Annotated in this window: 17 protein-coding genes, 2 tRNA genes and 1 pseudogene; 13 read left to right on the forward strand and 7 right to left on the reverse strand. The window is 45.9% G+C overall.

Annotation, left to right across the window (positions count from 1 at the left end):
* Positions 1 to 236: pseudogene (locus tag ACTF7Q_RS06285) on the forward strand (ABC transporter ATP-binding protein); the annotation flags it as partial.
* 113 nt (positions 237 to 349) lie between these two features.
* Here the strand turns inward: ACTF7Q_RS06285 and ACTF7Q_RS06290 are convergent.
* Positions 350 to 439, reverse strand: a tRNA-Ser gene (locus tag ACTF7Q_RS06290).
* A 173-nt stretch (positions 440 to 612) separates the two neighbouring features.
* Between ACTF7Q_RS06290 and ACTF7Q_RS06295 the strand changes: the two genes are divergently transcribed.
* The 10 genes from ACTF7Q_RS06295 to ACTF7Q_RS06340 all read left to right on the forward strand — a co-directional run bounded on the left by ACTF7Q_RS06295 (position 613) and on the right by ACTF7Q_RS06340 (position 13,724).
* Positions 613 to 2,184, forward strand: a complete 1,572-nt coding sequence (locus ACTF7Q_RS06295; protein WP_438997005.1) for an efflux RND transporter periplasmic adaptor subunit — start codon at positions 613 to 615, stop codon at positions 2,182 to 2,184.
* Positions 2,184 to 5,345 (forward strand): efflux RND transporter permease subunit, encoded by a 3,162-nt coding sequence (locus ACTF7Q_RS06300; protein ID WP_438997006.1) that lies wholly within the window; start codon positions 2,184 to 2,186, stop codon positions 5,343 to 5,345. Before ACTF7Q_RS06295 ends, ACTF7Q_RS06300 begins: the two co-directional genes overlap by 1 nt.
* Before the next feature lie 155 nt (positions 5,346 to 5,500).
* Complete coding sequence (locus ACTF7Q_RS06305) at positions 5,501 to 6,484, forward strand: lytic murein transglycosylase (RefSeq protein WP_438997007.1); 984 nt, start codon at positions 5,501 to 5,503, stop codon at positions 6,482 to 6,484.
* Between the two features lie 18 nt (positions 6,485 to 6,502).
* Positions 6,503 to 7,516 carry a septal ring lytic transglycosylase RlpA family protein gene (locus ACTF7Q_RS06310; RefSeq protein ID WP_438997008.1) on the forward strand — a complete coding sequence of 338 codons (1,014 nt, stop codon included), beginning with the start codon at positions 6,503 to 6,505 and terminating at the stop codon, positions 7,514 to 7,516.
* Between the two features lie 81 nt (positions 7,517 to 7,597).
* Entirely contained in the window at positions 7,598 to 8,782 is a 1,185-nt protein-coding gene (locus ACTF7Q_RS06315) for a D-alanyl-D-alanine carboxypeptidase family protein (RefSeq protein ID WP_438997009.1), read from the forward strand.
* A 12-nt stretch (positions 8,783 to 8,794) separates the two neighbouring features.
* Positions 8,795 to 9,439, forward strand: a complete 645-nt coding sequence (gene tmk, locus ACTF7Q_RS06320) for a dTMP kinase (RefSeq protein WP_438997010.1) — start codon at positions 8,795 to 8,797, stop codon at positions 9,437 to 9,439.
* A complete protein-coding gene (locus ACTF7Q_RS06325) occupies positions 9,440 to 10,522 on the forward strand; it encodes a DNA polymerase III subunit delta' (protein WP_438997011.1) in 1,083 nt (360 codons plus the stop codon).
* A gap of 81 nt (positions 10,523 to 10,603) precedes the next feature.
* Positions 10,604 to 12,154, forward strand: a complete 1,551-nt coding sequence (gene metG / locus ACTF7Q_RS06330) for a methionine--tRNA ligase (protein ID WP_438997012.1) — start codon at positions 10,604 to 10,606, stop codon at positions 12,152 to 12,154.
* Positions 12,151 to 12,942 carry a TatD family hydrolase gene (locus tag ACTF7Q_RS06335; protein WP_438997013.1) on the forward strand — a complete coding sequence of 264 codons (792 nt, stop codon included), beginning with the start codon at positions 12,151 to 12,153 and terminating at the stop codon, positions 12,940 to 12,942. Before metG ends, ACTF7Q_RS06335 begins: the two co-directional genes overlap by 4 nt.
* Positions 12,943 to 12,944: 2 nt before the next feature.
* Positions 12,945 to 13,724 (forward strand): MBL fold metallo-hydrolase, encoded by a 780-nt coding sequence (locus tag ACTF7Q_RS06340; RefSeq protein ID WP_438997014.1) that lies wholly within the window; start codon positions 12,945 to 12,947, stop codon positions 13,722 to 13,724.
* 199 nt (positions 13,725 to 13,923) lie between these two features.
* Here ACTF7Q_RS06340 and ACTF7Q_RS06345 read toward each other — a convergent pair whose 3' ends face one another.
* Both ACTF7Q_RS06345 and ACTF7Q_RS06350 read right to left on the reverse strand, forming a co-directional pair.
* Positions 13,924 to 14,955, reverse strand: a complete 1,032-nt coding sequence (locus tag ACTF7Q_RS06345; RefSeq protein WP_438997015.1) for a M48 family metallopeptidase — start codon at positions 14,953 to 14,955, stop codon at positions 13,924 to 13,926.
* A gap of 2 nt (positions 14,956 to 14,957) precedes the next feature.
* Positions 14,958 to 16,181 carry a YjgN family protein gene (locus ACTF7Q_RS06350; RefSeq protein WP_438997016.1) on the reverse strand — a complete coding sequence of 408 codons (1,224 nt, stop codon included), beginning with the start codon at positions 16,179 to 16,181 and terminating at the stop codon, positions 14,958 to 14,960.
* Positions 16,182 to 16,431: 250 nt separating this feature from the next.
* Between ACTF7Q_RS06350 and ACTF7Q_RS06355 the strand changes: the two genes are divergently transcribed.
* Complete coding sequence (locus tag ACTF7Q_RS06355) at positions 16,432 to 16,635, forward strand: hypothetical protein (RefSeq protein ID WP_438997017.1); 204 nt, start codon at positions 16,432 to 16,434, stop codon at positions 16,633 to 16,635.
* Positions 16,636 to 16,721: 86 nt separating this feature from the next.
* On the opposite strand, the gene ACTF7Q_RS06360 is transcribed toward ACTF7Q_RS06355, so the two are convergent.
* The 4 genes from ACTF7Q_RS06360 to ssb all read right to left on the reverse strand — a co-directional run bounded on the left by ACTF7Q_RS06360 (position 16,722) and on the right by ssb (position 20,831).
* Positions 16,722 to 16,797, reverse strand: a tRNA-Lys gene (locus ACTF7Q_RS06360).
* A gap of 171 nt (positions 16,798 to 16,968) precedes the next feature.
* On the reverse strand, positions 16,969 to 17,478 hold the full coding sequence (gene coaD, locus ACTF7Q_RS06365) for a pantetheine-phosphate adenylyltransferase (RefSeq protein ID WP_438997018.1): 510 nt from the start codon (positions 17,476 to 17,478) through the stop codon (positions 16,969 to 16,971).
* A complete protein-coding gene (gene gyrA, locus ACTF7Q_RS06370) occupies positions 17,479 to 20,115 on the reverse strand; it encodes a DNA gyrase subunit A (RefSeq protein WP_438997020.1) in 2,637 nt (878 codons plus the stop codon).
* 209 nt (positions 20,116 to 20,324) lie between these two features.
* On the reverse strand, positions 20,325 to 20,831 hold the full coding sequence (gene ssb / locus ACTF7Q_RS06375; RefSeq protein ID WP_438997019.1) for a single-stranded DNA-binding protein: 507 nt from the start codon (positions 20,829 to 20,831) through the stop codon (positions 20,325 to 20,327).
* Between the two features lie 233 nt (positions 20,832 to 21,064).
* Between ssb and uvrA the strand changes: the two genes are divergently transcribed.
* Positions 21,065 to 22,984, forward strand: a 1,920-nt coding sequence (gene uvrA, locus ACTF7Q_RS06380) for an excinuclease ABC subunit UvrA (protein ID WP_438997021.1), incomplete at its 3' end; no start/stop codon positions are given.

A 22,984-nucleotide genomic window follows, 5' to 3' on the forward strand; every position in this document is an offset into this window, starting at 1 on the left:
TGTCAAGACCGCGTCTAATGCTTGTAGATGAGCTTTCACTTGGATTAATGCCTAGTGTTGTTGATGAGTGCTACGACGCGTTAAAAAAATTACTATCCGAGGGGATTGCCATAATTCTCGTAGATCAGAATAGTGATGCGTCGATGGATTTCTGTTCGTCAACACTAATTATGGAATCTGGGCATCAAATCTGGTCTGGCGCGTCCCATCAAGCACCAGAGTCATCAATTTATTAAGACAGTCAACCAGCAGCAGCCAAAAAATAACTCATTTGCCAAGAAATATCCCATATAATCAGGGGGTAACGGGCATACATTAAGCTATTTTATGAGGTAAAGATAAGGGGGTGTGGCGGAGAGACAGGGATTCGAACCCTGGATAGGCTCGCACCTATGCCGGTTTTCAAGACCGGTGCATTCAACCACTCTGCCATCTCTCCGTGACTGTGGAAGTAACGGAAATAGGGCGTCTGTGTCAATATGCTGAACGCACGTTTTTCAGAAATATTGCAAAAAATGAATAAAATAACGAGGTTCGGATGGTTTCGTTTGTTTTCATCCAAAAGCGGACTATATTAAATCGGTTTATTAATCAATATTGGAGACGTTTTTAGTGTGCAGGTTAAATTACAAAGGTTTGTTTCAATATCTGGCAATGTCTGGTCTGCACACAGGTCAATTTGAATTTGTATTACCGCGCGTTTCTTTATTGTTTTTGTTTATCGTCATACAGCCAGCTTACGCGCAGTACGGTGGCCCAAGCACGGTTGAAACAGCACCAGCAGAGAGGCAGGTTCTGTCAAATTTTGCTGATGTGCAAGGGCGCGTAACGTCTGGTGCATCCGATGCTGTTACCGCTTTTACCAATGCCAGGATAAAACTAGCGCCCCTAAAAATTGGTGATTTTGTCAAATCGGGGCAGAAAATTGCGCAGCAAAATACGGATAAGTTAGACGCGCGCCTTACCTTGCTTGAAATAGGCCTCACTGAGGCACAATTGCGGCATGACGAGATTGACTCTGATCTGCAAGGTGAGCGTAGTTTATTAGAAATTACGAAAGAACAAGCAATATTATTGGCAAGTAAAGCTTCGCGTGCGCGCGAGCTGGCCAGCGTAAATGCTTTATCTGCTGAAGGCGCTGAAACGGCGCTGAATGCAAGCCTTATCGCGCGCCAACAGGTTTTAACGCGTGAACACGCCATTGCTCGCAAAGAGATACAACTTCAGCAATCAAAGACAGCCATGTCGCGCATCAAAACTGATATTCGTCAGCTTAAATCCGATATTTCTGCTACCACATTAACAGCTAATAGAAGTGGCCAGATTATCTATCTTACTGATTACAGATCTGGCTATGCACGTGAAGGTGACGTGATTGCCAGGATACTGGATCCGGCGGATTTTGAAATCGAAGCCGAAATTCCAGAAAATTTGTTGAAGAATTTTGATCTTTCCAACCAAATTCGAGGTGCGGGTCTTGGCGGTGATAAGATCATGCTAAAGCCGCGGGTGCTTTTACCTGTTCAAAATGCCCGCACGGGCACCCGGACAATGCGCTTTACCGTTGATGGAGCTTTGCCATCAACATTACAGGCGGATAATGTAGTTATAGTTCTGCAGATCCCAACAACGAGCCCGGCACCGGTCGTGACGGTACCAAAAGATGCGGTTCTGCCAGTTTCGAATGGTCATATTGTATATGTGTTTGCAGAAGGTAAAGCTGTGCGCACACCAATTAAGCTCGGGAGTGCTGTTGCCGATAGCTTTATAGTGCTGTCAGGTCTTACCGCAGGGCAAGAGGTTATCATCCGCGGGAATGAACAGCTTTCAGATGGTGAAGCGGTTAAAGAACCCGGTGGCAAGCCATCGGGCAAACCAGATGGAAAAGCCAAACCTAAAGGTGTTGTATGGACGTTGAAATGGATGTCGCCACGCGGTGAAAGCACAGGCACTTTTATCCAGGGCAAAGAAAAATCCTTTTTTGACGGTGAAGAAGTGAAGGTTGTAAAAGCGGGCAACAGCGTCAATTTCATTGCTAAAAAAGTTTTACCTTTTGGTGTGATTGACCTTGAGTTTAAGGGTACGGAAAAGGGTGAAGAGATGAACGGTGACCTTGTTATTCGTGGCCTTCCAGGTGGCCAAGAGCGAACTATGACATTTTCCGGTAGTAAGGACGCAAACTGATGGGGAGTTTGATCAAGGCTGCCATCGAGCGTCCTGTAGCTGTTCTGGCCTTGGTGTTGCTTGCAATATTGTTTGGTATTGTGGCTATTCGCGACATACCGATTCAGATGAGTCCTGATATTGAAAAACCAATTCTTGAAGTCAGAGTTAACTGGCCAGGGGCATCTCCTGAAGATATAGACCGTGAGGTTGTGACGCGGTTGGAAGGTGAGTTGGCCTCGCTTAATGGCGTCGAAGAATTACAATCCCGTTCATCTTTTGGGCGCACACGCATCACCCTGACATATAATGTAAAACAGGATATGGATAAGGCGCTTGTTTTGCTGCTAAGTCGGTTATCAGCCGTAAATGATTTACCTGATGATGCGCAAACGCCACGCGTAAGAACCTCAAATTCAGATGACAGCCCGATAGCCAGGCTAGCACTTGTTGCAAAGGATGATAATGAGGTAAATCTTGAAACTTTAGGAGCTTTTCTTGAAACCAATATCATCGATCCCCTAGGGCGCATCGAAGGCGTAGCCGAGGTTGGTTTTAATGGGGGTGGTCGCTCTGAAATGCGGGTCATTATCGATCCCGATAAACTCATTCAGTATAAATTGACTTTAACCGAAGTTATCACCGCTTTGCGTTCATCATCATCAATGATGTCCGTTGGTGTGATAACCGAGGGCAAAAGAACCTATGCAGTGCGCACCGAATCCGAGAATTACACGCCAGATACAGCCGGTAGAATTGTTCTGCGAACCGATGTGTCATCTTCCGGAACGATCGTGCCTATCTTATTGTCGGATGTGGCGTCAGTTGATTTGCGCGTTCAAAAGCGCACTAGTTTCAGGCGGCTTAATGGTAAAGAGGCCATTATTATTAATGCCTTGCGTGAACAGGGCACCAATGTTGTTACAACAATGCAGCGTTTGCGCGAAGAAATAGCGGCATTGAACAAGACTGAGTTATCGCCACGTGGCTTAGAGCTTAATCTTGTATATGATGAAACAAAATATATCGAGTCAGCGATTGATCTTGTTCAGCAGAACATCTGGATTGGTGGGATGCTGGCACTATTTGTTCTTTTATTGTTCTTACGTTCGTTACTGCCAGCGGCCATCATTTTTGCGGCCATTCCCGTATCGATTATAGGTACCTTTGTGGCCATTGCAGGTTTGGGTTTGTCAATCAATGTGATCTCGCTTGCCGGATTGGCATTTGCAGTTGGTATGGTTGTCGATGCTTCGATTGTCAGCCTTGAAAATATATTCCGCTTACGGCAGCGTGGGATGAAAGCTCAGAACGCGGCTTTCTTGGGCGCTCGTCAGGTCTGGGCGCCTATTCTTGGGTCTGCACTGACGACTGTTTTGGTGTTTGTGCCGATTTTGATGCTTGATCTTCCAGTTGGTCAGTTGTTCAGGGACATTGGTATTGCCATTTCGGTTGCTGTTCTGATTTCGGTTGTGGTGTCCGTTACCGTAATCCCAGCTCTTGCATCACGGTTGCTTGCTGGGGCAGGTGATAAATATGAACGTCTGTTTCCCATTCCGGGCATTGACCATGCGGCACGTTTCTTTTCCAATCTGATTTTGCGCTATGTGCGGGTGACAGTGAAACGTGGATTTATCGGGGCATTGGTAGTTGTCGCTATTTTGCTATGTACTGGTTTTGCCAGCTATCGCTTTGCCCCACAACTAGACTATCTGCCGGACGGTAATGCCAATTTTGCTTTTGGACGCATCATCGTACCAGAGGGATATTCGATCGACGAAACCCTGCGTATAGCCGAAAAGATGGAAGCAGCTGCGCGCCCATTATGGGAAGGTAATACAGAACAGGGCGGCCCACCTGCCATCGAGCGGTTTTTCTTTGTTGCTTATTCAGGTGGCGCTTTCGCCGGGGCGTCATCGGTTGATCCAAGCCGCGTGTCTGATCTTCGCATGGTCTTAATGCGCCCTATATTTGACGTTCCAGGCGCCCGGGCCTTTGTTCAACAAGCTTCGTTATTTGGGCGCTCAGTTGGAGGATCACGGTCAATTCGGGTTGATATATCCGGAAATAATCGTGACGACATCATGCCCATAGCTTTGGCATTGAACAACGCATTGGAAGCAAAATTTACCCGACGTGAAGGGAATCAACTTCGTGCCATTCCTAGCCTATCATCAGGGGCGCCACAAATTCGTATCACACCAGATTTAACAGCATTGGCACGTGCTGGCGTTACGGTTCGAGAATTGTCGGCGGCGGTGGATATTTTTAACGATGGCGCCAATGTTATTGAGGTTCCGATTGAAGGTGAACTTATAGATATGGTGCTGTCTGGCAAGGAAGCGCAAAATATGAGCGCAGCCGCCCTTAATACGATCCCCATTGTGACCCGTAGCGGAAATATCATTCGCCTTGATCAGTTAGCGAAAATTGACATAGTCAGTGCCCCCGGCAACATTAATCGTCTTGGAGGCAAGCAATCTCTGTCCTTGCAGTTACGGCCAAATGAGACGATCACATTAGAGGATGCAGTGCAACAGATCGAAACCGAGATATTGCCTGAAATCAATGTCATGGCGCGTGACGCTGGGGTATCTATCTCGTTACGTGGCGCGGCAAGTGCAATGGATCAGACATGGAAAGCGATGCAGTCAAATGTTGTAACCGCTATTGTTGTCATTTTCCTGCTAATGGTCATTTTACTTCGCAGCTTTATCATGCCGCTTATTATTTTGTTAGCTATTCCTGTTGCGGCCGCTGGGGGGATTGGTGGTCTGGCTTTGTTGAATCTATTTGTTCGTCAGCCACTCGATATGCTGACCATGCTTGGTTTTGTGATTTTAACAGGTGTGGTAGTCAATAATGCAATATTGCTGATTGAGCAGACCGTGTTGCATTTGCGTGAAGAGGGTTTGTCACCAGCTGATGCCATACTCGAAGCTACGCGCAATCGGATACGTCCGATTTTCATGTCGACACTGACATCTTTATTTGGGCTGGTGCCTTTGGTGATTTTCCCTGGAGCTGGATCTGAATTATATCGGGGCATTGGTGTGGTGGTGTTTGGAGGACTGGCTTTGTCCACTTTGGCGACATTGCTGATCGTACCGCCGCTACTTGGCATCGCCTTACAGACGCGTCTGGGACGTAATACGGGGCAGAAAATTGTGATAGATGTATAAATCCGTCAAAAGACGACAAATTTCGTAAATTTCTGTAATCTGTAGTTGCTCGAAAACAGTCTTCCGCATTAGCATATATATGTTGAATAATGATGACATAAATGATGTTGTCATATCTTAAATTGCAAACAGCTAGACTGGTGGGAGCCAAATCAATGACACGTTTCTTTATAGTTGGTTTGGCATCCATATGTTTGCTGTTTGTGCATCCAGCTTTTGCGCAAAGTCAGTCTTTCGAGCAATGGCTAGCCGAATTCCGCATTGACGCCAAAGCGCGCGGTATCTCGGATAAGGTTTTTGATGAAGCACTTGGTAACGCTAAACCAATTCCTAGGGTCATAGAGCTGGATCGAAATCAACCTGAATTCAAAATGACGTTTGAAGAGTATCTTGGCAAAGTTGTTTCAAAAGCGCGGCAGCGCATTGCCGCCGAAAAAATGATAGAACATGATGAAATTCTAACGAAAGTATCCAAAAAATATGGCGTCCAAAAGCGTTTTATCATCACATTCTGGGGTGTTGAAACCAGTTTTGGTCGTTATCTTGGTTCATTCAACGTTCCACATTCGTTGGCCACCTTGGCTTATGATGGACGCCGGAGCGCCTATTTTCGCAAAGAACTTCTGAATGCGTTGCAGATACTTGAAGAAGGCCATATCACCGCGGCCAATATGAAGGGGTCATGGGCTGGCGCAATGGGACAAAGCCAATTCATGCCATCCAGCTTCTTGTCCTACGCTGTTGACTGGCATGGTGACGGCCAGCGCGATATATGGGCAACAACTGAAGATGTTTTTGCCTCTACAGCCTATTATCTGTCGCAAGCTGGGTGGCGAGATGACCGGACTTGGGGGCGCAAGGTTTCAATACCAAAGAACCTTACAATGAATGGCAAGACAGCCATGCAATTGGCTGACGCTAAAACGAATGTGAAGCTTGCAAAATGGGCGTCAGCAGGTGTGCTGGCTGTTGATGGGTCTGCATTGCCGACCGCAGATTTTAAGGCGCGATTGATCATGCCGTCAGGTTCTGATGGGCCAGCATTTCTTGCTTATAGTAATTTCGACTCAATTCTGGCTTGGAATCGTTCGAATTACTATGCTTTGGCCATTGGCCATCTTTCAGACACGTTAAGGTAGTCACTGGATAAATAGCCCATGATTATGTTTCGATTTTTGTTTGTTGTTTTGCTGGGAGCGTTTTTGCTTCAAGGGTGTACCACCGCCGAGCTTGCTGTTGATCTTTTTAAGAAAAGCAAGAAAAGCAACACTGCGCAACAGTCCGATAGTGATGGTGTGAACTGGAAAGTTGGCAAGGCTACTAAAGATGGTATTGGTGCTGGAGGGGTAAAGGCTGCACCCCGTTATAAAATAGGTAATCCTTATCAGGTTGCTGGTATCTGGTATTATCCAGACCGAGACTTAGCTTATGATGAGACTGGTATCGGGTCATGGTATGGTGATGAATTTGCCGGTAAATTGACCGCAAATGGTGAGATTTTTGATCCTGAGAGAATAACCGCCGCACATAAAACCTTGCCAATGCCAAGTGTTGTTCGTGTCACAAATCTTGATAATGGTAAATCACTTGTGGTTCGTATAAATGACCGTGGTCCCTTTGTGGCTGGCCGCATAATAGACCTGTCGCGTGCATCAGCGCGTCTTATAGGCTATAAAGATAACGGATTGGCGCGCGTTAGAGTGCAGGTGCTTGCCGAACAAAGTCTGCGCCTTGAACAACTTGCTAAAGCCGGAAAATTTCCTGAACTGTCGGGATTGGCACAAGCCATGCCCGAAACAGACGCGGTTGTTCAGCCTAAGGTGAGCCTGACGACACGATCAAACTCAAAGAAAGCGAAACCGGCAGATGTGGTTCCGCAATCAGCTATTGAATTGCTAGCAAATGCCCGGGTGGGAGAGGTCATTGAAGTGGCCCCAATAACCACTAATATCTGGGTGCAGATTGGTGCCTTTCACGCCAAAAGCAATGCGTCAAATGTATTGGCAAAAGTTTCATCAATAGGTGATGGTGAAGTATCCTCGGTTGATAAAGCCGGGCAGACACTGTACCGCGTCAGACTGGGACCTATTGGCGAAGTTAAAACCGCAGATAAGCTACTTGATAGTGTCGTTAATATGGGCTTCACCGGTGCCCGTATTATAGTTGACTGACAAAATGTTTCATAAGTCATTTTATTGCCACTTTTAATGCGCAATAAACGTAAAATGTTAAATGAGTAAACAGGATTGCTAATGCTAAAGAGATTATTGCACCTGACCGTTATTTCGGTCTTTATCACTGCATCATGGTTGACCATCTCAAATAGCGCAGGTGCAACCGAAATAACGACACCAGCAGAATTTGCTTATATCACCGATTTTGACTCAGGTAAGGTTCTGTTTCAGAAAAATGCAAACATGCAAATGAAGCCAGCTTCTATGGCTAAAATAATGACTGTCTTTATTGCTTTTGAGCGTATCAGGGAAGGTGGTCTATCGCTGAGTGACAAGTTTCAGGTTTCTGAGAAGGCATGGCGTAAAGGCGGTTCAAGATCATTTCTCGAAGTTGGGTCATTCGTAACCGTAAGTGACCTTTTGAATGGTGTCATTGTTCAATCGGGCAATGATGCCGCCATTGTGATTGCCGAAGGCATTGCAGGTACCGAAGAATCTTTTGCCGAAGAAATGAATTTCTGGGCTCAGAAACTTGGTATGGAAAACACTGTTTTTCGTAATTCGACAGGGTGGCCTGATCCAGAATTGACCACCACGGCTAAAGACTTGAACATCTTGTCATCTGCGTTGATTTCTCGATTTCCTATCGATGAATACCCTGATTTATATCCAATGTTTAAAAAGAAACGGTTTGAATATAACGGCATTGATCAACCTAACCGAAATCCGCTGGTTTATGGAACAGTCGGTGCAGACGGTTTGAAAACAGGTCATACAAAAGAGTCAGGTTATGGTGTTGTTGGCTCTGCTATCCGAGAAGGACAGCGCGTTGTCATGGTCTTGAACGGCATGACAAGCATGAAACAGCGTTCAGCTGAATCTCGTCGTCTGATAGATTTAACATTCCGTGAATTCAAGCAATACCGTTTCTTTGAGGCTAATGAGATGGTTGATGTGGCAAATGTATGGCTCGGAAAAATGCCAACTGTTGATCTGGTTTTGGCTGATCCGCTGCACCGTGTATTGTCGCGTGATGAACGACGGCATCTGAAGATGTCTGTCAACTGGATTGACCCTGTGTCGGCTCCCATTTCCAAAGGTCAAAAACTTGGCGTATTGACCATTGAAGGCAAAACGAACAGTGAAAAGATAGATCTTCTGGCTGCGAATGACGTTGCGGAACTTGGCGTCTTTGACCGTATTGGTGCCGCTTTTAAATATCTGATTTTTGGAGCTGGTGCAGGCACAAACGCTACAAACTAGATTGGCCTTAAAATGAGTGGAATTTTAATAACATTTGAAGGTGGTGAGGGAAGCGGTAAAACAACGCAAATTCAGAGTCTTGTTAAATGGCTTGAAAGTGAATTTTTAAATACTGAACTTGTCGTTACCAGAGAACCGGGTGGCACCGAAGGGGCGGAACTTATTCGTGATCTTCTAGTACGCGGCGCAAGCGACCGCTGGCAACCTATAACCGAAGCTTTGTTGATGTCGGCATCGCGTCATGAGCATATAAAGAACGTTATTGAGCCAGCGCTTGCACAGCATAAAATTGTTATTTCAGATCGGTTTTTTGATTCAACAACAATTTACCAAGGGATCGTTGGCGGGGTTGATGCACAGGCTGTTGCTACTTTGACAAAGCTTGCTTGTGGCAATGTGATACCTGATTTAACGTTTTTGATGGATATGGATGCCAAAACTGGTCTTGCCCGGGCAGGCAACCGTGATGATGATGAAACCCGCTTTGAAGAAAAAGGTCTTAGCTTTCATCAGAAAGTGCGTGATGCCTTTTTACAGCTTGCCAATAAGAATTTAGATCGCTTTGTGATTGTTGACGCAAGCAAGTCCACATCAGCGATAGCAGACATTATCCGTAATAAGGTTGCAACGTTGATGGCTATGAAGGACGCTGGATAAATGGCTGTAAAAACCCAGTCCAATCCCCTAGCGCGTCTGAATCCAAACAGCCTGTATGGCCATGCTGATTTTAAAATGGCATTGGCATCAGCGCGGTCATCGGAACGGTTGCATCACGCATGGTTGCTCACTGGCCCCAACGGTATTGGTAAAGCCAGTATGGCCTATATGGCTGCGGCCTGGTTGCTGTCCGACGCGGAACCAGCTGAGGCGTTATTCGGCGATGTGCCAACAGATTTCTCGCTTGATCTTAATGACCCTGGCGCCAAACAGGTGTTAAATGGCGCGCATCCCGATTTTATGGCGATTTATCCGCGCGAAGAAGATAACAAATCCGGACAGATTAAGATTGATCAGATTAGAGCTATGCATCCTTTTATGATGCATAGTCCGGGACGCGGGAAAATGCGTGTTGCGGTTATAGATTCTATGGATGAAATCAATCGTAATGGCGCGAACGCCATGCTTAAATTGCTTGAAGAGCCGCCAGTAAATACAATTATCTTTCTGATATCATCTCGTCCGGGCCGATTGCCTCCAACAATTCTGTCACGTTGTCGGCAGTTTCGCATGCAACAACTTAGTCAGGATGATTGCCGCAAAGCCCTTACATCAATTTGGCCTGACGCTGATGAAAACCATATAAATCTTCTGGCTGGGCTTTGTGATGGGGCACCTGGCCGGGCGGTATCTCTAGCGCAAAGCGGTGCTGCTGATTGTTATCAGGCTGTTTGTGCTTTAATGGCATCACAAAAGCTTGATATTGTCGCCTTATCGACCTTATGTGGCAAATGGGGCAAGGGCGGCGGCGCAGGGCGTGAAACGCGGGAAGGGGCCGTTTATCTGCTTGAACGTCTGCTTTCAAAGGCTGCACGCCATAAGGCCAGCGCATCAACAGAAGATATAGATGGCTTTGAAGCGCCTGTGCTGAATTTACTGTCTGAACGTCATTCGGTCTCGCATTTGGCCGAACTGCATCGTGATTTTGTTACTGCCGCCGCACCTGCTGAAGCCTTGTATCTTGATTTTCCACATTTTTTACTGCGCCAAATTACCCAAATGCACCAGAAACAGTTGCTCTGATAACTAATATAAGGCTATTCCACTGATACGGTTTTTGTTTGATCTAACCAATATAATAAATCCATATGACAGGCTTAGATAATGTCCAAGAAGTTTTATATTACAACGCCAATATATTATGTGAATGATAAGCCACATATTGGCCATGCCTATACAACACTTGCCTGTGATGTCATGGCGCGCTTCAAACGCCTTGATGGGTTTGAGGTAAAGTTTCTGACAGGTACTGACGAGCATGGTCAAAAGGTTGAAAAAGCGGCACAGGTCGCTGGCATATCACCTCAAGAATTTACCAATGCTGTGAGTCAGAATTTTCGTGATCTAACAACCCAATTGAATTTTTCAAATGATGATTTTATTCGCACAACCGAAGAACGTCACAAATTAGCGTGCCAGCAAATATGGCGCATTTTGCTGGATAAAGGTTATATCAGGCTTGATACTTATGCAGGCTGGTATGCGGTTCGCGATGAGGCCTTTTATACCAAGGATGAAATCGTCGATGGCAAAGCACCATCAGGTGCGCCGGTTGAGTGGGTCGAAGAGCCATCATATTTTTTTGCTTTGTCAAAGTTTCAGGACAAATTACTGGCTTTTTATGAAGCAAACCCTGATTTTGTTGCGCCTGCAAGCCGCTTTAATGAAGTGAAAAGCTTTGTTAAAGGGGGCTTGCGCGATTTATCTGTGAGCCGTGCTAGCTTCAAATGGGGCGTGCCTGTGCCAGATGATGATGCGCACGTTATGTATGTATGGCTTGATGCCCTAACCAATTATATTACTGCAACTGGCTGGCCGGTCGATGGCGCATTTGGCAATGCTGAAACATATGAAACGCTTTGGCCAGCTGATTTACATATGGTGGGCAAGGATATCCTGCGGTTCCATGCTGTCTATTGGCCAGCGTTTCTTATGGCAGCTGATCTGCCTTTGCCAAAACGTGTCTTTGCGCATGGCTGGTGGACAAATGAAGGTCAGAAAATTTCAAAATCACTTGGTAATGTCATAGATCCAGTAGCTTTATCTGAAACATATGGCCTAGATCAAACGCGCTATTTCCTGATGCGCGAAGTGCCATTTGGTAAAGATGGTGATTTTTCCGTGCAGGCGATGATACAAAGGATGAATAGTGATCTTGCAAATGATCTAGGCAATCTAAGCCAGCGGGTTATTTCCATGATTTTCAAAAATTGTGAAGGCGTAATACCCGCTTTGCCCGTGTCCCCATCATCTGAAGATAGTGCCATATTGACCGCTTGCGATGCGTTGCTGGACCAGGTGCGCATTCATATCGACCAGCAAGGCTTTCATGAAGCCCTAAAGTCTATATGGGATGTCATCGCCGCGGCTAATCGCTATGTGGATAGTCAGGCACCTTGGGGTTTGAAAAAAACTGATCCTGCGCGCATGCAAGAGGTTTTGGCAGTTCTAGCCGAAATTATCCGTCAATTTGCTATTCTGGCACAGCCATTCATGCCGCAATCAACAGCAAAAATTCTGGATCAACTTGGTGTTGATGCCACTGCACGCGGTTTTGATACGCTTGCTGGTCAGGCGCGACTTGCGACTGGTCATGTTATTGGCAAACCAGAGCCTGTATTTCCACGTTTTGTCGAAGACGAGATCTCCTCATGACTGTAAGCCCAGCCATCATTGATAGCCACGCACATCTTGACTATCCACAATTTGCCGATGAGCTACCACAGATCATTGCGCGGGCAGGGGATGCCGGTGTTGAACGGATTATCAGCATTGGCGTGAAGCTCAGTACGGCTGATGCGCCGCGTAAAATTGCCGAAAGCTATGATAATGTCTGGTTCAGTGTTGGTGTCCATCCGCATGAAGCGGGACGTGAAGCCGATGCTTGTAACCTTGATGCGTTTCTTGGCTTGGCCACACATCCGAAATGCGTGGCAATCGGCGAGGCCGGGCTGGATTATTTTTATGATCACGCGCCACGTGATTTACAGGCTCAAAGTTTCCGCACACAAATCGAAGCAGCCCGTCAACTTGACTTGCCTATTATTGTGCATGCGCGGGATGCTGATAGTGATATGGCTGATATCATTGAGGATGAGATGAAAAAAGGTGCCTTTCGCGGCGTTTTACATTGTTTCAGTTCGGGGGCTGAATTAGCCCAGCGTGCTGTTGATGTTGGGTTTTACGTCAGTTTTTCGGGGATTTTGACGTTTAACAAGTCAGATGAACTTCGTGCCATAGCGGCTGAAATACCTGCTGACCGACTGCTGGTTGAGACGGATGCGCCATTCTTAGCACCAATGCCACATCGTGGTAAAACAAATGAACCGGCTTATACAGCGCATACACTTGCTAGGTTGGCTGATGTGCGCGGCCAGACAATAGATAACATGGCCGTGCAGACCTATGAAAACACGCTTCGGCTTTTTAACAGGATGGCTTAAGTATGAAAGTAACGATGCTTGGCTGTGGAACGTCTGTTGGGGTGCCTGCGCTTGGTAATGCTGGTTGGGGCGCCTGTGATCCAAATGATCCGCGTAATCGGCGTCAACGCTGTGCGATACTCATTCAGAATGATGACACTACCATTCTAGTAGATGCGGGCCCAGATATTCGGAACCAGCTTTTGCCGCATATGCTGAAAAAAATCGATGCGGTTTTGATTACACATACGCATTCTGACCATGTGGCCGGACTTGATGATTTGCGTGCCTTTTACTGGCCAGACCGCAATATCATCCCACTTTATGCAACAGCATCAAGCCGTACGGACATCGTTAACCGATTTCCTTATCTGTTTACCAAGAACCCTAAATCACCTTCCTATTTTGTGCCACCGATGGATGTGACAGAAATCGAAGCTGGGCAAACGCTTAACTTTGGATCGATCACCATTGATGTATTACATCAGGAGCATGGCAACATATCGTCGCTTGGTTTTGTGTTTAACGGCAAGTTTGGTTATTCGACCGATGTGATCGATATGCCCGAAGAAAGTTTTGCCAAATTAAACAATCTTGATCTGTGGATTGTTGAGGCTTTACGGCCCGAGCCACATTCTTCTCATAGTCATTATGAAAATACCTTTGCATGGATTGAAGCGATGAAGCCAAAGCATGCTGTGCTTACGCATCTTGGTTTAGAGGCTGATTACGCAACGCTGTCTGAATTATGTCCAGCTCATGTTGAGCCAGGCGTTGATGGGCTTAGCTTTACACTGGATTAATATGTGGTTTCGTTGGATCCATAGGATCCATATTTACACATCTGTTATTACGCATAATATAAATTATGCGACAAAATCTATATATTCTATAATCCCTTACAAGTGCACATAAGTGTCCATGAGTGACCATTATTGACGTCACCTAGAAACCTCGCCTAGCTCAAACTACAACTAATCACCTAATTGCTGAGCTAAATACTCAATATCTATCCAGATTTGACCTGCGTTCAGCGAAACTTGGATGTGATGAAAAATAGCCACCACCGTCGCAGTTACCAGAACATTCAACCTCTATCTTATCGAATAGAATAGAAATTTTATCCGGATCAAGTCCAAGACGTTGCATATCCTCTGCGCCTTGTTGATCGGCCTCAAGTTCAAACGCACGTGAGAATTTGGCAAGAACCAGTCCGCCACCAATCGATGCTAATTCTTCTAACACACTATCATCAGCGCCAAATATGACAGCCGCACCAGTTGTAAGTAAGGCACTTCTTGTTATATAGCGCATAGCATGCCGCTTGGTTACATGTGCAATCTCATGCGCTAAAATAGCTGTTATGAGATCGTCATCATCTGCAAATTCAACCATTTCATCCAATAAGACGATTATATTACCTGGCAAGGCAAACGCATTTGGCCCAATTGCTGGCGCTGAACGAAATACCAACTTAATGGCGCTATTATTTTCTGTTTGCAACGCCAATAAAGCTTTAAATCTTTCTTCTAGTCTTTGTTTTGCGTCTTTTTCTAACGCACTGTTTTTAAACAATAATAAATCAAGCTGTGCTAAGGTTGTTTCGCCAATTATCTGTTCATGTTTTGGCGAAATAAGGCGGGCGGCAAAATCACCTACTGGTTCTATGGACAGACGAAATCCATATAGAATGCCGATGATCAGCAACAGCACAACAAGCATACCCTTTGGGTTAACCTGCTCAAAATTGTGTATGATACGCCATCGCGAGGCTGATGGTGGTAGATAGGGTGTTAGTTCATCTGGAATCGTGTCTGTTGGAAAATGTAGTACATTGCCATCTGTCAGCGTGAAACGCCTGTCTTCGCCGGCCATTGGTGTAGTCACATGTGCAATTTCGACCGCATAAGGCACACCCCCATCTTGAATCGCCAGATAGAGCGTTCCTGTCTCTTGATTTGGCTCATTGATGAGCAATGCGGCCGTGCTGCGGCTGGTGGAGTTCTTAAAGGTGATAGTGCCTAGGATTTGCATATCTAAAACTGTAACTCTATTCCGCCTGCATCACTAGCTGCATCACCGATAGAATGCCCTGCCCGTGATTGACTGTCGACAAAGCTGTCAATGTTATCTGAAGGGCGCAATTGTGTTGATTCTACCAAATAGCGATAGCGGCGCACCTGCGCCCATGGCCATAGAAGCCCAAAGGACAATATAATGGCTAGGCTATTAGATATCATAATCCAGGCTAGTTTGCTGCCGGACAGTTCAGAACGGAATTTCACACCACCATGCAGATGCAGGGCATTGACCATAATGTTACGCGTCGAAGCGTGATAAAATGCCCCTGTGGCATAAAAAATAGCTAAAAACAGTACAGGGATGAAATAGAGGGCATACTTAACAACTTGTGGTGTTTCTAGCGTGGTCAAAAGTATAAAATTATCAAATATCGAGAATGTCATCTGATTACCTAATGCCACAAAAACCAGTCCAACAGAAATAATAGACACGATTATCAGCATAAAAATAAACGCGAATATAGTCTGGATAGCGGCGCCATAGAATGAGCCTATTTCAAGTCTGGCATCAAAGGAGGCTTGGCCAAAGCGATAGTTATTAACGATATATTGCCGGGCTTTGCATGACATTAATGGAATAAGCAGACCCAAAGATAAAATGCTGATGATAGGAAATAGAAAAAAATACCAGGCTGCACCAAAATACCCACCCTGCCAGTCAAAGCGTACATCACGCCATGCTAGATTACGCGCATTGAAATATATGGATTTGGTGAGCGCCCAAGGATAAATAAACATAAAAATGATGCTGAGCCCTTCCTGTATATAGGGCAAGCCTTCGGCAAAATATGGTGTTATGTAGAAAATCAGAAATGCGAAAAGCACCAAGACCCAGCCTTTGAATAAAGCAAACCCAGTAGCAAGATAGTCAATACCGTTATCCAGAACCCTTGTATTCCCATAGAAAAAACGGCGATTGCGTACTCGCGCCCATGGTATCCAAACACCCAAAGTCACTAAAGACAGCAAAATATTGACAAAATGGATGCCGAATAACTGCCTTGCTGTTCCGGTGAAAGCTAAACGGCTAAATCGGTTAACTTTAACGGTGCCCTGCCCCTTTAGCTGTCCGGCATTACCCCCTCCTTCATAGTCATTAGTTCCAGATACTTCGGATCCATTGTCGCCAGTGGATGCTGATGTGATGCTCGCAAAGGGGTTGGTTGGGGTTGTGGTCATTAAACTCTCATTTGTTCTGGATATGATGGACTATGAGTTCGAGGAAGTTCCAGGTAAGAAGGCCAGGGTCTACGCAACAAGACGAAGCACTACTATTTGTCTTAAGTCTAATCGCATTTTCCTCTTCAGCCAAATTTTTGAAGTGATCACTTAGATGTGAAACGCCGTAAACGTTTATTTAATACATGTAATGCTAATAAAGAGAAATGAGCAGAGAAAAAACGAAACCAAACTTATTAAAGGTCAAATCATGCAAACGCTGAAAGTCACATTTTTTAAGGCGCTAAATGTCCAATCAAAGACACGATCCGTATTGATGAACAACCAATCTGCTCCTCAATTAATCACATCAATCAGCGACATTATGCGTCCGGATGAATTTTTTGCCTGTTTTCAAGACTCATCAGGGTCTGTGATTGCCCTTGATAAGGATGGTGTTTCTGTGTCGGTATAGCTTTTTCTCCCTGGGGCTATCCGCACAAAAAACCCCCGGCCTTGGTTTCAAGGTCGGGGGTTGATCCATATTCGCTTGGAAATGGATGGTGAGCGCGACAGGATTCGAACCTGTGACCCAGTGATTAAAAGTCACTTGCTCTACCAACTGAGCTACGCGCCCGATAAATCGGTTAATTTGAAACTTAACTAGACGCTTGGTAAATAAACAAAGCAAAATCTAATGGATCAAATATGGTGTCACATCGTATAAAGAATGACCGAATTACTGTAAAGCCCAAAATGGTGTGATTGCTGGGTTTTCGTACAAATAAGAGTGAGTGATTATAAGTCTTTATTTACCACGCAACTTTGCTTTCAGCGCATCCGCTATATCATTAGGTACAAAGCTGGAAATGTCGCCACCATAACGCGCAACTTCTTTGACAAAACGAGACGCGACAAAATGTTGTTGTTCGGCAGCCATCATAAATATGGTTTCAAGCTCACCATGGAGTCTTTTATTTATACTGGCCATCTGAAACTCATATTCAAAATCGGATACGGCGCGTAATCCACGAACAACTGCGGTAACGCCTTCACTGGCGGCAAAATCAGTTAAAAGGGTTGAAAACCGTTTTACCGAAACAGTATTTGGCAGTTTATCTGTATCCATAAGCAGTTTTATATGTGATGACACCAGTTCACATCTTTCATCACCTGATAAAACCGGGTTTTTTCCGGCATTTTCTGCCACCGCCACAATCAGATGATCGCCAAGGCGAGCCGCACGTTGGATGATATCGATATGGCCAAAGGTAAGCGGGTCAAACGTACCAGGATACATGACAATGCGCTGACCCATTTATGCCTCTTCGTCTGGCGCGACGGTATTGTCGGGTTTGAAAGCCTCAGTCTCGGTTTGGATTTCAGTATTGGACACCGTAACGGTGTCATCACTGCCCTCACCGTTAGCAGTAGCAGCAACATCATCATGATCACCGTCATCATCATCGCTTTCATGAATGAGGCCAGCTGAGACAACCTTTTCGTCATTATCATCGGCAACGTCGAATAACCGCACGCCAAGCGTCTTACGACTGGCAATGCGGATAGAGTCCCCTTCACCACCATGCACCCGGATACGGATGATTTGGCCCTGATTGGTAACCAACATGAGTTGATCCTCTTCCACAACGGTAAAGGAAGCCATCACCTGGCCATTTCGCGGTGAAATTTCTATATTGGCAACGCCCTGCCCGCCGCGGCCAGATTGCCGGTAATCTTTTATAGGTGTGCGTTTGCCATAGCCATTTTCAGTCACTGACAGAATAAACTCATTTTCAGGGTCAGCAATGATAGACATCGACACAACACGATCTTTACCAAGCAACTTTATACCGCGCACACCGGTCGAGTCACGGCCACGGAACACACGGACAGCATTGGCGGCAAAGCGGATGGCCTTACCATTGCGGGTAGCCATCAACACGTCATCGTCATCATTACAGGGGATCACCCCAACCAGCTCGTCACCATCCTGCATTTTCATGGCGATTTTACCATTGCGCTTGATATTGGTGAAATCACTTAGGTTATTACGCCGTACATTGCCTGATGCGGTCGCGAACATAACATTCAGGTCACCCCATGAACTTTCATCATCGGGCATAGGCATCACGGTGTTAATGGTTTCTTCTGGTGCGATAGGTAGCAAATTCACCATAGCTTTACCAAGCGATTGCGGTGCCGATTCGGGTAATTTGTAGCATTTAAGCTGGTAAACCATACCTTTTGAGGTAAAGAATAGAATTGGCGTATGTGTATTGGTGACAAATAGACGAGTTACAAAATCTTCATCACGCGTTTTCATGCCTGCACGGCCTTTACCACCACGACGCTGGGCACGATAGATTGATAATGGCACGCGCTTGATATAGCCACGATGAGACACCGTCACCACCATATCTTCTTGCTGGATCAGGTCTTCATCATCCTGATCAGCCAATTGATCGGTGATTTCGGTGCGCCGATCATCCGACAGGCGTTCACGCGTGGCTACAAGCTCGTCAAGCACGACCTGACTAACGCGCGTATCTGATCCAAGTATATCCAGATAATCGGCAATTTTATCAGCAAGCTCCTGAGTTTCAGCAGCCAGTTTATCACGTTCCATTCCCGTCAAGCGCTGTAATCGAAGTTCGAGAATAGCACGGGCTTGTATGTCAGACAGTTTATAGTGATCGTCGATAACCGCATGACCGGGATCATCAATCAGCTTTATAAAAGCGCCAACTTCATGCGCTGGCCAGGCTTTGGCACAAAGTTCATTACGCGCTGTTTCGGTATCTGGCGCTTTTTTGATCAGCTCTATGATTTCGTCAATAGACGCAAGCGCAACCATCAGACCAGCCAGAATATGCGCACGGTCTCGCGATTTATTGAGCAAAAATGTTGTCCGCTTGATAACAACATCTTTACGAAACTCACAAAAGGCCTCGATAACGTCTTTTAGCCCCATCTGGATTGGCCGGCCAGCATTCATGGCCAGCATATTAACGGGGAAGCTCGTTTGCAATCGTGTATGGCGGTAAAGTTGGTTCAGTACCACATCTCCTGCGGCATCACGCTTGACCTCAATGACAATGCGCATACCGGTACGATCGGATTCGTCGCGAATGTCGGAAATACCTTCCAGAACTTTATCACGGACCATTTCACCGATACGTTCCAGTAGCTGTGCTTTGTTAACCTGATAGGGAATTTCATGAACAATGATTGATTCGCGGTCTTTGGCGTTGGTTTGCACCTCGGCACGGGCGCGCATGATGATAGACCCGCGTCCAGTTCTATACGCCTCGCGGATGCCATGGCGTCCCATAATAAGCGCGCCAGTTGGGAAATCAGGCCCCGGTACAATCTCGGTCAGTTCTTCGGTGGTTATTTCGGGATTATTTACATAGGCCTCACAAGCGGCAATTACCTCGCCTGGATTGTGGGGTGGGATGTTGGTTGCCATACCAACAGCAATACCATTAGCGCCATTGACCAGCAGGTTTGGATATTCTGCGGGCAGAACAGTAGGTTCTAGTTGGGTTTCGTCATAATTCTGCGCGAATTCAACGGTATTCTTGTCAATGTCGCGTAACAAGCTCTCGGCTGCTCGGGCAAGTCTTGACTCTGTATAACGCATGGCCGCCGCAGGGTCGCCATCAACCGAACCAAAATTTCCCTGACCATCGACAAGTGGAAGGCGCATTGAAAAATCCTGCGCCATTCGCACCATAGCTTCATATATAGAGCTATCACCATGCGGATGGTAATTACCCATAACGTCACCAACAATACGGGCTGATTTACGTGGTGGCTTTGTCCAGTCATAATTGCCTTCCATCATCGCATATAGAATACGTCTGTGAACTGGCTTCAATCCATCACGAACATCGGGTAATGCACGTGAAACGATAACGCTCATCGCATAATCAAGATAGGATTTCCGCATTTCATCAGAAATGGAAATGATAGGACTTTTTGGGCTTGTGGTCTCGGTCACATGTGTCTCGCTTATGGCGCACAAAAGTGTGCTTATATGGCTACATATATAGCATGAAACAAAACCGTAACACTACATATTGTTACGCAAAGTAAAAAAAAACGATACTTATGAAAATTCAAAAGCATCGCTTTATAAATGAAATTTAAGTTATTGATTTAAAATGGAATATCGTCATCAAGATCATTGCTATCACGCATCGGAGGGGGGGGTGATGCTGTGCTTGAGCCGCCGCCAAAACCGCCATCATTTCCTGAACTTGATCCTGCACCGCTATCACCGCCGCCATAGCTGCCGCCACCGCCGCTATCACCACGACCACCAAGCAAGGTCAACTCGCCGCGATAACGTTGCAGAACGACCTCAGTTGTATATTTTTCGACGCCTTGATTGTCTGTCCATTTACGCGTTTGTAATTGCCCTTCAATGTAGCATGTAGAGCCTTTACGCAGATATTGTTCGGCAATTCGACCCAAATTTTCGTTAAAAATAACGACACGATGCCATTCGGTACGTTCGCGTTGTTCACCAGAATTACGATCTTTCCAACGTTCAGACGTTGCCAACGATAATTGCACGATCTTGGCACCATCCTGTGTTGAACGCACTTCGGGGTCACGCCCCAAATTACCGACCAAAGTTACTTTGTTTACACTGCCAGCCATGATCGATTGTCTCCTAAATTTGTTTCAAGTTCGCAGATTACGCATCTCACCCCCCTGCTGACAAGATAATTGGGTTATTTATTTTTAGATAAAAGAGTTTTCCACATCAAAAGCACTAGCAAAATCTACCAGGAAATGGCTATATTCGCGCCATGCCAAATGATACAAAAAATACGTCGCTATCACAGCGGGTCAAAGATATTTCTTCTCAAGATAAAACCTATGAACCACGAATGATTTCTGTACGTGGCGCAAGGGAGCATAATCTATCAAATGTAGATATTGATTTACCCAGAGACAGACTGGTCGTGCTGACAGGATTATCAGGATCTGGAAAATCTTCGCTCGCGTTTGATACAATCTACGCCGAGGGACAGCGTCGTTATGTCGAATCGCTGTCCGCATATGCGCGTCAGTTTCTTGAAATGATGCAGAAGCCTGATGTTGATTTGATTGAAGGCCTGTCGCCGGCAATTTCTATTGAACAGAAAACCACGTCTCGCAATCCGCGTTCGACCGTTGGTACTGTCACTGAAATATATGATTATATGCGGTTGTTGTGGGCACGTGTGGGTATTCCCTATTCGCCTGCAACCGGTTTGCCTATCCGGAGCCAGACTGTTAGCCAGATGGTTGATATCCTGCTGGCGATGGAGCAAGGCACCAGATTATACCTGCTGGCTCCTATCGTTCGTGGCCGCAAAGGTGAATATCGTAAAGAACTTGGTGAACTTAATCGGAAAGGCTTTAGCCGAGTCCGCATTGATGGGGCGCTGTATGATATTGATGACACGCCTGAACTAGATAAAAAACGTAAGCATGACATTGAAGTTGTCGTTGATCGGGTCATTATCAAGGGTGATCTGGATGAACTGGCTACGCGGCTGGCTGATTCGTTAGAAACAGCACTGGCGCTTGCTGACGGTCTTGCCTATGCCGATACAGCCGAAAGCCTTGATAAAACGTCAGATGAACAGGATGGTGATGTAGCTGGTCGTCATGCGGGGCGGACAGTGTTTTCAGCACGCTTTGCTTGTCCTGAGTCAGGTTTCAGTATTGATGAAATCGAACCACGACTATTTTCATTCAACAATCCGTTTGGTGCTTGTCCTGCCTGTGACGGATTAGGTGTCAGCAGTCACTTTGATGAACAACTTGTCGTGCCGGATCAACAAACAACGCTGCGTGGTGGCGCCTTAGCGCCTTGGGCATCGAGCACCGCACGATATTATATGCAGACGCTAGAATCGCTTGCCAAACAATTTAATTTTTCCCTTGATGTGCCGTTCTATGATTTAGATGATGATACCAAGTCAATCATTCTACATGGATCAGGCAAGATGCCTGTAACGATGGAATTTGATGACGGTATGCGGTCTTACCGGACAACAAAGCCATTTGAAGGCATTATGCCGAATTTGGCTCGTCGTTATCGCGAAACTGATTCGTCATGGGTGCGTGAAGAGCTGGAGAAATTCAGAGCCAATCATGCTTGTGATTCATGTGCTGGCAAACGATTAAAAGCCGAATCCCTGGCTGTGAAAATCGATATGCATGATATCTCAGATGTTGCCCGTCTATCGATTGGAGATGCGCGCGAATGGTTCTCTACCTTGGGCTCACGGCTTGAAGGCCAGCAATCTGAAATTGCGGCACGTATTCTCAAGGAAATCAACGAACGCCTAGGGTTTCTGGTCAATGTCGGTCTGAACTATCTGTCAATGGCGCGTAATTCAGGCACATTGTCTGGCGGCGAATCACAGCGTATCCGTTTGGCGTCACAAATTGGATCTGGCCTGACTGGTGTTCTCTATGTTCTTGATGAACCTTCGATTGGTCTACATCAGCGTGATAATGACCGGTTACTATCGACCTTGATACGCTTACGCGACCTTGGCAATACGGTGCTGGTCGTGGAACATGATGAAGATGCGATCCGGCTGGCAGATTATGTTGTCGATATGGGACCTGGTGCGGGTGTGCATGGTGGTTTTGTTGTTGCCGAGGGAACCCCCGAAGATGTGATGACAAATGAGGCATCATTAACTGGTCAGTATCTCTCTGGTGTCCGTGAAATAGCGATACCAGAAAAACGGCGTAAAGCTAAAAAAGGCCGTGTTATCCGTGTCGAAGGCGCAAATGGTAATAACCTG

Origin of the sequence: Puniceispirillum sp. (SeqCode) (assembly GCF_965657105.1) — a bacterium.
Lineage (GTDB): Bacteria > Pseudomonadota > Alphaproteobacteria > Puniceispirillales > Puniceispirillaceae > Puniceispirillum.